The 14036-nt window shown below is 53.9% G+C and carries 12 protein-coding genes; 6 read left to right on the top strand and 6 right to left on the bottom strand.

Translation table 11 applies throughout. From position 1 onward, the window contains the following. Window positions 1-49: 49 nt before the first annotated feature. Entirely contained in the window at window positions 50-1225 is a 1176-nt protein-coding gene (locus T9A_RS12025; protein WP_052042934.1) for an acyl-CoA dehydrogenase family protein, read from the bottom strand. Window positions 1226-1387: 162 nt separating this feature from the next. Here T9A_RS12025 and T9A_RS12030 point away from each other — a divergent pair, with 162 nt between their 5' ends. Continuing rightward, a complete protein-coding gene (locus T9A_RS12030; RefSeq protein ID WP_035248720.1) occupies window positions 1388-2053 on the top strand; it encodes a TetR/AcrR family transcriptional regulator in 666 nt (221 codons plus the stop codon). 681 nt (window positions 2054-2734) lie between these two features. Here T9A_RS12030 and T9A_RS12035 read toward each other — a convergent pair. The 4 genes from T9A_RS12035 to T9A_RS12050 all read right to left on the bottom strand — a co-directional run bounded on the left by T9A_RS12035 (window position 2735) and on the right by T9A_RS12050 (window position 7467). Next, complete coding sequence (locus T9A_RS12035; protein WP_035248721.1) at window positions 2735-3967, bottom strand: NAD(P)/FAD-dependent oxidoreductase; 1233 nt, start codon at window positions 3965-3967, stop codon at window positions 2735-2737. Between the two features lie 97 nt (window positions 3968-4064). Further along, the gene (locus T9A_RS12040) at window positions 4065-5720 is read right to left on the bottom strand and encodes a GMC family oxidoreductase (RefSeq protein ID WP_035248722.1); all 1656 of its coding nucleotides are present in this window, start codon (window positions 5718-5720) and stop codon (window positions 4065-4067) included. Next, a complete protein-coding gene (locus tag T9A_RS12045; protein ID WP_035248723.1) occupies window positions 5720-7132 on the bottom strand; it encodes a cytochrome P450 in 1413 nt (470 codons plus the stop codon). Before T9A_RS12045 ends, T9A_RS12040 begins: the two co-directional genes overlap by 1 nt. 14 nt (window positions 7133-7146) lie before the next feature. After that, window positions 7147-7467, bottom strand: coding sequence for a 2Fe-2S iron-sulfur cluster-binding protein (locus tag T9A_RS12050; RefSeq protein WP_008930234.1), 321 nt, complete (start codon window positions 7465-7467; stop codon window positions 7147-7149). Window positions 7468-7589: 122 nt separating this feature from the next. On the opposite strand from T9A_RS12050, the gene T9A_RS12055 reads away from it, so the two are divergent. Beyond that, the gene (locus T9A_RS12055; RefSeq protein ID WP_035248724.1) at window positions 7590-8633 is read left to right on the top strand and encodes a transcriptional regulator CypR; all 1044 of its coding nucleotides are present in this window, start codon (window positions 7590-7592) and stop codon (window positions 8631-8633) included. A gap of 69 nt (window positions 8634-8702) precedes the next feature. Here T9A_RS12055 and T9A_RS12060 read toward each other — a convergent pair whose 3' ends face one another. Further along, a complete protein-coding gene (locus T9A_RS12060; RefSeq protein ID WP_007151233.1) occupies window positions 8703-9308 on the bottom strand; it encodes a TetR/AcrR family transcriptional regulator in 606 nt (201 codons plus the stop codon). Between the two features lie 181 nt (window positions 9309-9489). On the opposite strand from T9A_RS12060, the gene T9A_RS12065 reads away from it, so the two are divergent. From T9A_RS12065 to T9A_RS12080, 4 genes are read left to right on the top strand one after another with little or no spacing between them, the layout of a single operon-like run. Further along, window positions 9490-10434: a metal-dependent hydrolase gene (locus tag T9A_RS12065; protein WP_035248725.1), complete on the top strand. Its 945-nt coding sequence runs from the start codon at window positions 9490-9492 to the stop codon at window positions 10432-10434. Further along, window positions 10431-11258 (top strand): SDR family NAD(P)-dependent oxidoreductase, encoded by an 828-nt coding sequence (locus T9A_RS12070; RefSeq protein ID WP_156964897.1) that lies wholly within the window; start codon window positions 10431-10433, stop codon window positions 11256-11258. The genes T9A_RS12065 and T9A_RS12070 overlap by 4 nt, the downstream gene beginning before the upstream one ends. A 38-nt stretch (window positions 11259-11296) precedes the next feature. Next, window positions 11297-12256: an alpha/beta hydrolase gene (locus tag T9A_RS12075; RefSeq protein WP_035248729.1), complete on the top strand. Its 960-nt coding sequence runs from the start codon at window positions 11297-11299 to the stop codon at window positions 12254-12256. After that, window positions 12253-13875, top strand: coding sequence for a flavin-containing monooxygenase (locus T9A_RS12080; protein ID WP_052042936.1), 1623 nt, complete (start codon window positions 12253-12255; stop codon window positions 13873-13875). The genes T9A_RS12075 and T9A_RS12080 overlap by 4 nt, the downstream gene beginning before the upstream one ends. Window positions 13876-14036 lie beyond the last annotated feature (161 nt).

Genomic DNA, 14036 nt, shown 5'->3' on the forward strand with positions numbered 1-14036 from the left:
TTTCCTCCTTTTATTCCCGGGCCCACTGCACGCGAGCCCGGAGGAATCTTTAGATAGAACGGGAAATGAGTTCTTTCATGATTTCGTTGGTGCCGCCGTAGATACGGTTGGCACGAGTGTCGATATAGGCGCGGGCGATGGGGTACTCGAGCATGTAGCCGTAACCACCGTGTAGCTGCACACAACGATCCACTACCTTGCTGAGCAAATCGGACACCCAGTACTTGGCCGCACAGGCCGCCTCGGGGGACAGGGCATTGCGCACCACCAGCTCCATACAGCGATCCACATAGACCCGCGCAATCTGGATTTCAGAACGCATCTCGGCCAGTTCAAAGCGGGTGTTCTGGAACGCCGCCACCGGCTTGCCAAACGCCTGGCGCTGTTTCACATATTCCACGGTGGTTGCCAGCGCATGCTCGGCAGCTGACGCACAGATGATGGCGATCATCATTCGTTCCCAGGCCAGCTCCTTCATCAAGGCAATAAAGCCCATGCCCTCGGCGCCCAGCAGGTTTTCCCTGGGCACCTTGACGTTGTCGAAGAACAACTCGCAGGTGTCCTGCCCGCGCATGCCTACTTTCTTCAGTGGCTTGCCCTTGGAGAAGCCCTCGCGATCCGCCTCAATAATCATCAGGGACACACTTTGTGCTCCCAACTCAGCCGGCCCGGTTCGCACCGCCACCACCGCCATGTCACAGAGGTAACCGTTGGTGATAAAGATTTTCGAGCCATTCACCACATAGTGATCACCCTCAAGGGTGGCAGTGGTCTTGATGCGCTGCAGATCGGAACCGGTACCCGGCTCGGTCATGGCCACGGCAGTGACCGCTTCACCGGTGGCCATTTTGGGCAACCACTGGCTTTTCTGTTCATGGGAGCCAAAGTTGTTGATGTAGTTGGCAACAATGTCCGAATGCAGCGCAAAGCCGCTGGCCGAATCACCCACCCGGGCCTGCTCTTCCATAAGAATCATCGAGTAGAGGCGGTCAACGCCGCAGCCACCGTATTCCTCGGGCATGGTGGCACACAGCAGCCCAAACTCACCCGCCTTGTTCCACAGCTCGCGATCGAGATGCTGCTGCTCTTCCCACTTCTCGTGATAAGGGGCAATTTCCGTCTCGAAGAAACGTCGAGCGGTGGCGCGAAACGCTTCATGGTCTTCATTGAACAGGGTACGGGGAATCATTGGCGACACATCCGCCGGTACATGCACGTCACTCATTACAGGTTTTCCACTGTTGATTCATAAACATGACAAGAACTCTATAACTTACAATACGTACGTTCAACTTGTTTTTAATCGTTCGCGCGCATAAGCTATATATCGTTTAGAATCAGCATCCTACGCCAGAGAAAGCAAACCCGACAACAGGCAGATAACGTCATGAAGGCACAGCGACGAACCCAGGAACAACGTAGCGATGCCATGCGAGAACGCATCATCCAGGCGGTACTCACGTGTCTTGAGAAGGACGGATTTGCAGGCACGACAGTGAGTCGCATCATCGAGGTCGCTGGCGTTTCCCGGGGAGCACCGCTACACCATTTCCACAGCAAAGCCGCCATGATTGCCGCTGCTGCCGAGCAACTGATTCGCCAGCAATATATTCAACTGGGCAAAGCCATTGCCAAGCTGCACGGCTCTGAGGACCGACTGGAAGAGCTGATCTTTGGCGCCTGGAAAAATGTCTTTGATCAACCGGAATACATCCCGTTGATGCAGCTACTGACCGCCAGCCAGCACGATCAGGAACTCGCCGCCATTTTGCAGCGCGTCTGGACATCCAGTTATTTCATCGTGGGTAACGCAGCCGATCACTACCTGGAGGCCACCAAGGAAGATACCGATGTGCGCTCGATGATGATGTTGACGCAATGGCTATTGCGCGGCATGGCACAGGACCTGCACATCGTTGCGGACAAGGCGCTGTTTGACCGTTATCTGAAGCTTTGGTGTGACACGCTTGCCCTTCACTTGCGAGCTAGGGCGGGCGTAACGACACCGCCCCCTTATCCACCCAGGTGGGATCTACCGCTGACTGATGTTTGACGGTAGCTATCTCAGCACGCCATGTTTATGTCAACGTATCGCTTATCCAATACTCGATATGTCACAGCATTTCGCCCCTGGCTAGCAGCGATAATGGCAGACAGGGGTATCCTCAGTTGAGCATACGCCAATAATACAAAGGTACCCGAGTATCGCTACGACTGATGCACAGGTGTTTATGGGCAAAGTCAGTGGAATTTCCAAGACAGGGAAGAGGCTGGCTACACCAATTACTACACTTTCAGTACGGTTACAGAAGCCGGACTGAAATACAGCCTAACCAGCTGATTTAAATAAAAGTACAAAGTCGAAAAAGGTGTTGCCCAACACGGTTAGCCCATCAAAAATAACCTGAAGATGGGGCCCGAACCCCTAGCGAGTAGCAGTGTATCGCAGCCCTCACGACAAGTCATCGAACGATGGAAAATCGCCAGCACAGCCAGGATCGTCCCACTGAAGAGACTCCAACACTCTATAATATTTTCCTTTCCACACAGGCATCCACCTTAGGCCCCAATGAGTGATCGTACATTCAGATGTAGTGTCAAATTAACTATCTCACTACAATTTACCCAGCCGATGCTCTCAAGGAGGCCATGCCAGTGGATCCCTCCTTTAAACCGGAATCTCTATTGGGATACCACGAAAGGATGACCGGTTACTGATCGCACTTCGCATGCTTCAGATTAAAGACTTCAGCTCGATATCCGTATTACTCAATGCGTCAGCGCTAACGCTCTTGCGTTGCTGGACCAACTGCTTGCCCACCATGAAAGCAATGGGCAGATTGACCGCGTCAACAGCAATGACAGAGCCCTCGAGCAGATAGAACACCGCAAATCCCTTATCATTGGTGGTGCCGCGCAGCACCCGCTGATCATGATTTTGCGACAGCCCAACCATCTGTAAGCGGACGTCATATTGGTTCGACCAGAACCATGGTGCGCTATCGTAGGGCATCTCCTCGCCCATCAAGGTCGCCGCCGCCGTACGCGCTTGATCAACCGCGTTGGCAACAGACTCAAGCCGTTGCATCTTTTCGAAAAAAAGATTCCGGTGGCGGGTACAGTCGCCGATTGCCAAGATGTCGCGATCATCAGTGCGGGTAAATTCATCCACGACAATACCGTCATCGCAGAGTAGGCCAGCGTTCTCGGCCAATGTAGTTTCCGGTATGACACCTATTGATACGAGCACGATATCAGCCGGAACATTGCCACCATCGGCCAAGGTCACGCCTGCCACACGCCCCTTATCACCCGCTTCGAAGCCAGTTACCGCCGTGCCAAGACGCACATCAACGCCAGCAGCAGTGTGCTTGGCGTAGAAAAACGTGGACATTTCTGGCCCCGTAACACGCTGCATCAAGCGTTCGGCGGCTTCCAGGACCGTGACATTAACACCTTTCTTGATAGCGCTGGCAGCCACTTCAAGGCCAATATAACCGCCGCCCACGATGACCAGGCGTTTACCCGGCACTAATTGATTGCGCAGAGCATCGGTGTCAGCGATATCATGCAGATAGTGTATTCCTTTCAAATCTGATCCGGGCGCTTTAAGGCGACGAACATGTGACCCCGTCGCCAGAACCAATCGATCGTATTTCAATGTGCTTTGATCCGACAACTTGATGCTTTTCGCGTATCGGTCGATCCCTTCGACGCGCACACCGAGCCGCAACTGCTGCCCCGCATTCTCATACACCGAACGCGGCTTCAGGTACAGAGACGACTGATCAACCTCTCCTGCAAGATAACTTTTGGACAAAGGTGGACGCTGGTAGGGAGGATGAGGCTCATCGCTCACCAGTACTACCTCATGCTGATATTTCTTTTGCAGCAAGGCTGTCAAGAGCGTACCGGCTGCATGTCCACCACCAACGATGACTGTCGTATCTTTCTTTTTGTTAACCATAGGTTGTCTCTTTTGTGCGCCTTGGAAGCGTATTTTCATATCCCAACACCGCAGGTGAGCAAGAGGCCGCGATATCGATCGCGCACGCACAGGATGCCTAACTGCTGAGCATCTCAGCATCCTCAAGTATCATCGCGGCTCCCTTCTCGCCGATCATGGTTGCCGGCTGGTTGGTGTTACCGCCGACCAGTGTCGGCATGATAGAGGCATCAACTACCCTCAAGGATCGCAGGCCGTGCACTCGCAGACGCGAATCGACCACCGCCATCGGATCCACACCCATCTTACAGGTTCCGACTGGATGGTAGGCGGACTCGCCGCTACGCCGCACCCATGCGGCCAGGTCCTCATCATTCTGCAGCTCCGACCCTGGCGACATCTCGACTTCGTGGTGCAAGCAGAATGCAGGCTGCGCCAAGATCTTACGCACCAGACGTACCCCGCGAACGAGCTGCTCGACGTCGGCGGATTCGGCCATGTAGTTGGGATCTATCAACGGGGCAGTGAACGGATCAGCACTGTGCAAACCAATCCGCCCACGCGACAATGGCCTAAGTCCGTAGATCATCACTATGTAGCCATAACCACTCATTGCGACCTTCATGTCCCTCCCGTGATCGGCGTACAGCATAGGGCCAAAGTGTAGTTGCAGGTCGGGTATCGCCTCCTCCGGCCGGGAGCGGATGAACCCGCCTGCCTCGGCGCCGTTGCTGGACAGCACACCGCGCCGACCGATCAGGTATTGCAGCAGTGCCCCCAGGCCCTTTAGCCAGTAGCTAGGATGCATCGAGATACTCTGGCGGCTGCGCGTTCTGGCGCGCACGAACACGTCGATATGGTCCTGTAGATTCTGTCCAACGCCCTCCAGGACATGACGCAATTCAATGCCATGCCGGTACAGCTCCTCACGCGGACCGATGCCGGATAACATTAGCAATTGCGGCGAGTTGAACGTTCCGCCGCAGAGCACAACTTCGCGCCCGGCACTGACCTGCACCAGCCCCTTAGCGCTTCGGTACTCGACACCGGTGGCACGGGTGCCATCAAGCAGCACACGGGTAACATGCGCGCCGCTGCGAACCGTCAGGTTGGAACGCTCCTCGGCGGGTTCGAGATAGGCGCGCGCATTACTGCACCGCATGCCGTCTTTCTGATAAGCGTAGTAGAACCCCACTCCCTCCTGCTCACTACCGTTGAAGTCCCTATTGAGCCGGTACCCTGCCTGCCTCGCTGCCTCAACGAAGGTCGCACTTAACGGGTTGGTGTAACGGCGCTCGGCAACATTGAGCGGACCTCCGAGGCCATGAAATTCAACCTCGGCCGGGTTCAGCTTCGGCTCGAAATGTTCGGATCTACGAAAGTAAGGTAGAACATCAGTGTATGACCACCCATCACAGCCCTGCCGCGCCCATTCGTCGTAGTCCCAGGCATGCCCGCGGATGTAGACCTGCGCGTTCATGCCACTAGAACCACCAAGCATTCTGCCCCGCGGCTGGAACAAGACACGGTCATGCATATGGGGCTGCGGTTCGGTATTGAACTGCCAATTGAATCGGCGGCTGAACATCAGCTGCAGGAAACCCAACGGCATGTTCACAAAAGGGTTACCGCGGCTCTCAGGTCCGGCTTCAAGCAGCAGCACCGAATAGCGGCCGCTCTCGGACAAACGGCTTGCAACCGCACACCCAGCAGAGCCCGCGCCGACCACCACATAATCGAATGCTTCAGGCGACACCCCGCTCAGACATTTCATTAACTTTTTGCCGTCAGCTTGACCATCAATTTGGAATAGCCCCGCACGAAGTTAGACTGCACACGCTCGGGCTCGCCAACAACTTCAATATTCTCGAAGCGTTTCAGTAACTCTTCCCACAGAATGCGAAGTTGCAGCTCGGCCAAGCGGTTACCCATGCAACGGTGAATGCCGTAACCAAAAGAGATATGGTTTCGCGCGTCCTTGCGATCAATAATAAGTTGATCAGGGTTTTCGAACTTGCGTTCGTCCCGGTTTCCCGAGGCATACCACATTAACACCCGGTCCCCTTTCTTGATGGTCTGACCACGAAGCTCAACATCCTGGGTAGCAACCCTGCGCATATTCGCCAACGGGGTTTGCCAACGGATGATTTCCGAAACCATATTCGGAATCAACTCCGGTTTTGCCTTCAGTTTTCTAAATTCCTCGGGAAACTGATTCAAAGCCAGCACGCCACCACTCATCGAGTTGCGAGTGGTATCATTTCCACCAACAATAAGCAGCGCCAGATTCCCGATAAACTCCATCGGCCGATTGATCAGGTCTTTTGTATCTTCGTTGCTCTGCAGCATACTGATCAAATCGAAACCGGGTTCTTCGCCGGAAGCACGTCGCGCCTCCTTGTCTCGCCACAGCCTGGAGAACGCCCTCGCCATATCTGCCGCGTCATCAAACATGACATCTTCGTCGGTAAATTCTCCACCCGTGGCGGATGCCGCGCCAGACAAACGATCAGACCATTCAACGAGTTTGTGACGATCCTCATAAGGGAAATCCAGCAACGTAGCGAGCATACGGCCAGTCAGTTCTTTGGACACCGCCGGCACCCAATCGAAAGGTTTATCCAGAGGCAAGCTGTCTAGCACTTCCGCCGCACGAGAACGAATCAGCCCTTCCATTTCTTTAAGGTTTTTCGGAGCAACGACGCCCTGCACCGCTCGGCGCTGTACATCATGTTTGGGCGGATCCATGGCGATAAACATTTCCACCGATAGTCCGTCCGGTGGATCACCCAGAATAATTTGCGGCTCAGAGGAAAACAGTTCATGGCTCTTGTCGACGAACAAAATATCTTCATAGCGCGTTATTGACCAGAAAGGCCCGAATGGACTGTTCTTCTGGTAATGTACCGGAGCTTCATCTCGTAACCGCTTAAAATAGGCGCGCCACTGATCTTGTCGATACAGAAAAGGGTTGCTGGTGTCGATATCTTCCAGTGCCAAGGTGCTAACATCAGGCAGGGGAGTTTCGACAAACTCCATTTGTGTGGAGCGAGAACCCACGGCCTTTCTCTTTGCCTTCATCAACATTTTCATGGTTTTAATCTGAAAATGCATTGGCACCACTTTCGACGAAACGTTGAAAACCTTGGTCTGCAAACTGTTGCTTGAGCTTGTTTTTGTTGACATAGCTTTCTCCCTGCTTACATCTGGAATTCAGGCAAATGCACGGTCATACCGTCCATCGCCTCAGTAATTTCTACCTGGCAGCCCAGACGCGAGGTTCTCGCCCGCTCCGGGGTCATGGACAGCATCTGTTCTTCCGCGTCACCAACCGTTCCGGTATTGCCGAACCACTCATCGGCAACAATCATGTGGCAGGTACCACAGGCGCACTCGCCGCCACAATCACCATCGATACCTGGCACGGCGTTATCAACCGCAACTTGCATAAGCGTAGAACCCGCCCTGAATTCCGTCACATGCTCGGTATCGTCATGTTCAATAAAGATAATTTTTCCCACAGCGCGTCTCCTAGTATTTATGTCTAACCTGAAGATTGGCTATATAGCGGCATGCCAGCGAGGACATTTCTTGACAGGACGGGGACATTTAAAGACAGTAATGACTTTCCGAGGAGAGGCTAATGGCAATAACTACGCAGAGTGATAGCTTGCAAAGCGTGGATGCTGATATCCCATCGAACTACTCACGCCTTATCGCCCGTGAACTTGGTCTGAGTGCACGAGAGCTGCCCCGACTCCTGCGCAAAACAGATGTGGATGTTACGCAATTACTCAAAGATGAGAGTCGACTCACCGCAACCCAACAGATGCAGATCTTGCGTAATGCTTTGGATCTATCCGGTAAACCAGAGTTCGGCTTGCGGTTGGGCAGGCGCCTCACCCCGGCAACCCATGGGGTGATGGGCTTTGTTGCTAACAGCAGCCCCGACCTTTATACCGCGCTGCAAGCCGTTCACACTTTCCTGCCTACGCGAGCAAGCTTTATTCAGGTGAACCTGCAAAACACTGAGGATTATCTGGAATGTGTTGTGAGCTTTCAGGTAGCGATGGACAACGACGTGGAGCGCTGCTTGGCAGATACTGTGATCAAGGCTTTTTTCGAAATCGGCGAGTTCATCGTAGGCCGCCCTCTATATGAATCTGAAGTCCACTTCCCTCATCCAGCTCCCGTCTACCAGGGCATGTACCGTGAGTATTTACCAGGCAAGGTTTACTTTAACTCCGATCACTTCAAGCTAAAATTGGCAATGGGGTTGTGTCGAAAACCGAACGCATCGGCCAATCATGAAAGCTATCATCTAGCCTTTCAGCAGTGCGAATCCATGCTTGCGCGTCTTCAGAGTCCTGAACCGGACTATCGGACTCGGTTACAGAAAATGATGCTGTCCCGGCCACCCGGAACACTTAGTGAAGAAGAGGCGGCTGCCTCTCTCTTTATAAGCAAGCGCACCCTGGCACGGAAACTCAAAAATGAGAACAGCAGTTTCAGGAAGATTCGCGAGGAGGTACTATCGAAGCAAGCAGTAAGCTATTTGTGCAATAGCCAGCTGTCCGTCGAAGCCACCGCCACACTGTTGAATTATCACGACACGGCGAGCTTCAGACGGGCATTTAAACGCTGGTTTGGTCAGACACCCGATCAATACAGGCAGCATGCAGGTTAGTGTTTATAAACAGACTGCACTCACAATCAGCAGCGAGTACGGCCATCAGTTCTCACTGAATAGCAACGTCTACCGCTTGAGCACACCATCCTTAATTACCGTCCACACAAAATCTCCGACATCCTTCACCGTATATCGCCCCCCCTCATTGAACCACGTTGCTACCCAGTTCAACGCGCCCAGCCCGATAAGACGCAAAAGATCACGATCCACATCAGCACGAATCAGGCCCTGAGAGGACAAAGATTGCAACATGGCAGACCAAAGAAGCTCGTATTTGTCTCGTAGATCAATCATTTCCTGGCGGGACTCACCATGCAAGGAGCGCCATTCAAAAAGGAGGACATAGACCATATCCGACCCACCAACCAGCAACTCAAGGTGAGCATTGATCCCCTGACGCAACTGCTCAAGCGGCTCACTTTCCCCCCGAATGGCCTCAGACAAGGCCGTAGACGCTTGCTCAAGCGCAAGGCGCATCAAGTCGACCAGAATGCTTTCCTTGGAGGGGTAACGGTAATGCAAGCTGCCAGGCAGCATGCCACAAGCCTCGGCGATTTCTTTAACGGTGGTTTTATCGAACCCCTTTTGACGAAATAGACGAGCTGCAGCACCGAGCACAAACACTCGATCCGCCTCCGCCACCGGCGTTACCTGATTTTTCTTTCTTCCCACAAGGCACTCCCATGCTGTAAGCCTTTGATTCTAGCATTCCTTTTAAAGTCGGCCCAGCTTTGAAGGCCGATAGCAATATCGGGAATATACAGATTAAAGTTCGCTGTTTACCCTAAAATCTTGAATTTGGTTGGTCATACAAATAAAGTCCAGTGAATGCACTTTACTTGGGAGCGACCCAATGGCTCTGGCAAACCGCAAGATTGGTTACGACGAGGTTGTAACCCGTGACATTCACTTTCCCATGAACATCGAAAACGTGGCCCGCCACTGGTTTCGCAACGACCCGTGGTCCACTCACTGGATGAACGCCATTCTCGCCGCCGTCCCCGACGGTGAACGCTGGGTCATGAATTCCGCAAGACGGCAGCTTGGCAAACTTGACGATCCTGAAGTGCTGAACGCAGCTAAGGAATTCATTCGTCAGGAGCGCATTCATGCTCGTGAGCACGATGAAATGAACGCCATCGGCGTGCAACACGGGGTTCCCATCGACAAGGTTGAAGGCGTGTTCAAGCTGATCCGTAAGCAACTCCAACACCGCCTCAGTGACGATATGCAGAGCTCCATCGCGGCGGCGTTTGAGCACTTCACGGCCATCATTTCCGCGGTGCTACTTGAGCACCCGGAACTGTTTGACGAAACCCACCCTGATTTGCGTGCCATGCTCTACTGGCATTTTGTCGAAGAAACCGAGCACAAGAGCGTCAGTTATGACGTGTTCGTCGATGCCAGTGGTGGCGGCTATCGCAGTTACCGACTGCGTGTCAGTGGCATGCTACTGGCTATTGCCCTGGGCTTCCCCATTATGATCGGCAACCAGACCTATCTGCTCTACAAAGATCGTCAAATTCTGAATTTGCGCTCAGCCGCCAAAATGACCAAGGTGCTGTTCTGGCGTCCCGGCATTATCTCCAAGGTTCTGGCTGGCGTGCCCCCCTATTTCTCTCCCACTTTCCACCCCTGGGATGACGATAACCGTGACGTGATCCGGATCTGGAAACGCGCCTACGAAAGAACTGGCGACCCTCATAAGGCCTATCAAGCGCTCAGAGACCACCGCGCCAACAATGTACACGGCACATCCGAAACGCCACAACCTGAACCCGCATGGGGGCAGGCATGAAAAAGACACCCTTGCCCCCGTCAACTCAGGCGGCAGCTGTCATCACCGGGGCGGGTAGTGGCATCGGTCGTAGCTTTGCTTACGAAGTTGCCCGTCGAGGCGGTTCGGTACTGTGTGTCGATATCAATGAAGAGCGCGCCGAACAGGTGGCGATCAGCCTGCGAGCACTCGGTACTCACGCGGTAGCCCTGGGGTGTGATGTAGGCGATGAGAAACAGATGGCATACCTGGCGGAAAATGCCGAGCCTTTGCTCGGCAGGCCGGTAACCCTGGTGATCAACAACGCCGGCGTCGGCCTCGGCGGCCCAATCGGCGAGGTGTCACTTGAAGATTGGCACTGGTGCATGAACGTCAATCTATGGGGGGTTATTCACGGCTGCCATTATTTTGCCCCTCAGCTTCGCGATCTGGGCTATGGAGGCATCATCAATGTGGCCTCTGCTGCCGCATTCGGGTCCGCCCCGGAAATGGCCGCCTACAACGTCACCAAGGCGGGGGTGCTGGCCCTGTCCGAAACGCTGTCTTCTGAACTGACCGGAACCGGCGTAAAAATCACGGCCCTGTGCCCAACCGTGGTCCCGACCAATATCGTCGAGAATGGGCGCCTGCCTGAGCGTCGCCGTGACTTTGCCCGTTCAGCGATGACCCGCTATGCCCTCACCAACGCCGACCAGGTGGCCCGACAGACCCTCAATGCACTGGATCGTGGTGAGCTTTACATGCTGCCACAAATTGACGGCCGGCTTGCCTGGCGGTTGAAACGCCTGACGCCACGACTATACGCCCGCGCGATTGGCGAAGCTTACAGAATGCTGGTTGATTAAACCGCATTAGTGGAAACGGAACACGCAAGGAACCCAAGATGGCCTCCATTCCTACAACAATCATGAAGCTGCTTTTTCGCACCGGCATGAAGCGGGATATACGCGATCCAAACAAACTGGTAAAACACTTGCGAAGAGTCATGAACGCGCCTTTGGCCCCCTCTCTGCTGCCACGAGGAGTGCAGCTCAAGCGAGGCAAGGTTGCTGGAATACCTGGCCACTGGCTAGGCACTACAGACCCACACATCACCATACTCTACCTGCATGGTGGTGCCTTCATCGGCGGGCGGCTTGATACCTATCACCACTTTTGTGGTCGTTTGGCTCACGCGCTGAACGCGCGGGTATTTCTCCCGGATTACCGGCTTGCCCCCGAGCACCCTTTCCCGGCAGCAACGGATGACGCCTTTCACGTGTATCGCGAACTGATAGCTGACCCTCGGCCCATGGTGATTGCAGGAGACTCGGCAGGTGGAAACCTGACGTTAGTCACACTTCTACGCGCCCGTGATCATCAGCTAAAAATGCCAGCCTGCGCCCTTGCCATTTCACCGGCATCGGATGCTCGAGGGACCCTGATGTCTAGACAGGCAAATAGCGACAGTGATGCCATGTTATCCCATGACATAATTAAGATGGCTACGGATATCTATCTGGCCGGGGCTGATCCCGATCACCCGTATGCCTCACCAATCACCGCAGATTTCACCGGCTTACCTCCTCTGCTTTTCACTGTCAGCAGCGAAGAGTGCTTACGCGACGACACCCATGCAGCCGCACAGTGCGCCCGGGACGCGGGTGTACCTGTGCAGATTCTGGAGCGCGATGATATGCCGCACGTTTGGCCCGTATTCACCTTTCTGCTGCCTGAGGCAAAACAGGACCTCCCCTCCATCATCCGCTTTCTGGAAAAAAACCTGACCAGCACTCAAGTCAGCAAGGCACCAACCCAAACGGCCAACGCTGGCACTGGAGCAATTGCGGAAATTTCGTCATGAACATAGCTGCTGTCGCAATCCATTCCCCTCGCCCCAGCGTGACCCCCGATCATGAAGTCATCATCATCGGCGCGGGCATTTCTGGAATTGGTGCGGCAATCCAACTACGTGCCGATGGTATCAAAGACATCCTAATCCTTGAGCGAAGCGAGGACGTGGGAGGCACATGGCGCGATAATCGTTATCCCGGGATTGCTGTCGACATTACCTCGTTTACCTATTCATTTTCCTTCGAACAAAACGCAAATTGGTCTCGCGTTTTTGCACCGGGAAACGAGCTTTACCAGTATACAAGGCAGGTAACGAGCAAGTATGGAATCTACCCACTGATTCGCTTTGGTGTCGAAGTCAGTCGCGCCCGTTTTGATCTCGACAACCATGTCTGGTTTATCGATCTTACGGATGGCAGGCGACTTAGTGCACGCCATATTGTCTCCGCCTGTGGCGGTTTGATATCACCCAAGATGCCAGATATTGAAGGGCTTGATACGTTCGAGGGCAATGTCATTCACACTGCACGCTGGCCAGATGACCTTGATCTTAGTGACAAGCGAGTAGCAGTAATAGGCACTGGCGCCACCGCAGTGCAACTGATTCCGAAAATTGCCCGCCAGGCTCGTCAACTGAACGTCTACCAGCGCACCCCTATCTGGGTGTTGAAAAAGCCCGATCAGACTCTACCTGGCTGGCTCAAGGTATTGTTTCGAACCGTACCGGGCCTGCAACGCAGCCTTCGCGCTGCCACCGACACCGTCAGCGAAACCCTGATGGTGCTTTCCGCCATTTATTACCGCCAGGCCCCCTGGCTGGTCCGCATGTGTGAAAAGGCGGGCATTAGCAACCTGCGTGAACAGCTCCCCAACCGCAAAGACCTGTGGGAAAAGCTGACCCCCAAATACGGCTTCGGCTGCAAAAGACCGACGTTCTCAAACGACTATTTCCGAACCTTTGCCCGAAACAACGTTGAGCTTGTCACGACCTCGATCAAGCGTATTACGTCCCGCGGCATCACCACCCAGGACGGCCGCTCACGGCGTATCGATACCTTGATCCTCGCCACCGGTTACAAAACCTTTGAGAAAGGAAATATCCCCTCGTTCGACGTCATCGGCAGCAACAACATTAGCCTGGGTGACTTCTGGCATGACCATCGCTACCAGGCCTATGAAGGCCTGACGATTCCTGGCTACCCGAACTTCTACATCATGCTCGGCCCTTATGCCCTTATCGGAACCTCTTACTTCAAAATGGTTGAAGGAAATTCCATTCACCTTTCACGCTGCATTCGCGAAGCCAATCAGCGTGGCGCCACCCAGGTTGAAATTCGGCAGTCAGCCCATGACAGTTATTTCCTAAATATTCAGAAACGTCAGCAGAACACCGTATTCCTTAATCACAACTGCGCGCTGTCGAACAGTTACTACTTCGATCACCATGGTGACGCGCCAATGCTGCGCCCCTCTACCTCTCTGGAAATGCTGTGGCGGGCCAAACATTTACCGATGGAGCACTACCGGTTCAGTGAACTGGGCAACCATGCTGGCTTCGGGACACAAACTAGTGAGTCACATAACCAACTGACATCCAGCGAGGACCATTTCGGAAAAACATACAGATGACGTCTATCTATGAGTGTGCCTGGAACTCATGCACAGCAGGCATTACTTCAGACGGTGGCCTCATCCCTAATCGGCAATAGGGCACTGCATCTCGTCATAGGCGACTGCGGTGTAATACGCATTAATGCGGGAAATATCGGAGCGACAAAGCAAGAAGTCTG

The organism is Alcanivorax jadensis T9 (assembly GCF_000756655.1).
In the GTDB taxonomy this organism is placed as follows: Bacteria; Pseudomonadota; Gammaproteobacteria; order Pseudomonadales; family Alcanivoracaceae; genus Alcanivorax; species Alcanivorax jadensis.

What these genes read in the sequence shown, in the direction of transcription:
- T9A_RS12055 (WP_035248724.1), top strand. Translation starts at nt 7,590, where the DNA reads ATGGCAATAACTACGCAGAGTGATAGCTTGCAAAGCGTGGATGCTGAT.
- T9A_RS12075 (WP_035248729.1), top strand. Translation starts at nt 11,297, where the DNA reads ATGGCCTCCATTCCTACAACAATCATGAAGCTGCTTTTTCGCACCGGC.
- T9A_RS12045 (WP_035248723.1), bottom strand. Translation starts at nt 7,132, where the DNA reads ATGTCAACAAAAACAAGCTCAAGCAACAGTTTGCAGACCAAGGTTTTC.
- T9A_RS12070 (WP_156964897.1), top strand. Translation starts at nt 10,431, where the DNA reads ATGAAAAAGACACCCTTGCCCCCGTCAACTCAGGCGGCAGCTGTCATC.
- T9A_RS12025 (WP_052042934.1), bottom strand. Translation starts at nt 1,225, where the DNA reads ATGAGTGACGTGCATGTACCGGCGGATGTGTCGCCAATGATTCCCCGT.
- T9A_RS12065 (WP_035248725.1), top strand. Translation starts at nt 9,490, where the DNA reads ATGGCTCTGGCAAACCGCAAGATTGGTTACGACGAGGTTGTAACCCGT.
- T9A_RS12035 (WP_035248721.1), bottom strand. Translation starts at nt 3,967, where the DNA reads ATGGTTAACAAAAAGAAAGATACGACAGTCATCGTTGGTGGTGGACAT.
- T9A_RS12040 (WP_035248722.1), bottom strand. Translation starts at nt 5,720, where the DNA reads ATGAAATGTCTGAGCGGGGTGTCGCCTGAAGCATTCGATTATGTGGTG.
- T9A_RS12030 (WP_035248720.1), top strand. Translation starts at nt 1,388, where the DNA reads ATGAAGGCACAGCGACGAACCCAGGAACAACGTAGCGATGCCATGCGA.
- T9A_RS12080 (WP_052042936.1), top strand. Translation starts at nt 12,253, where the DNA reads ATGAACATAGCTGCTGTCGCAATCCATTCCCCTCGCCCCAGCGTGACC.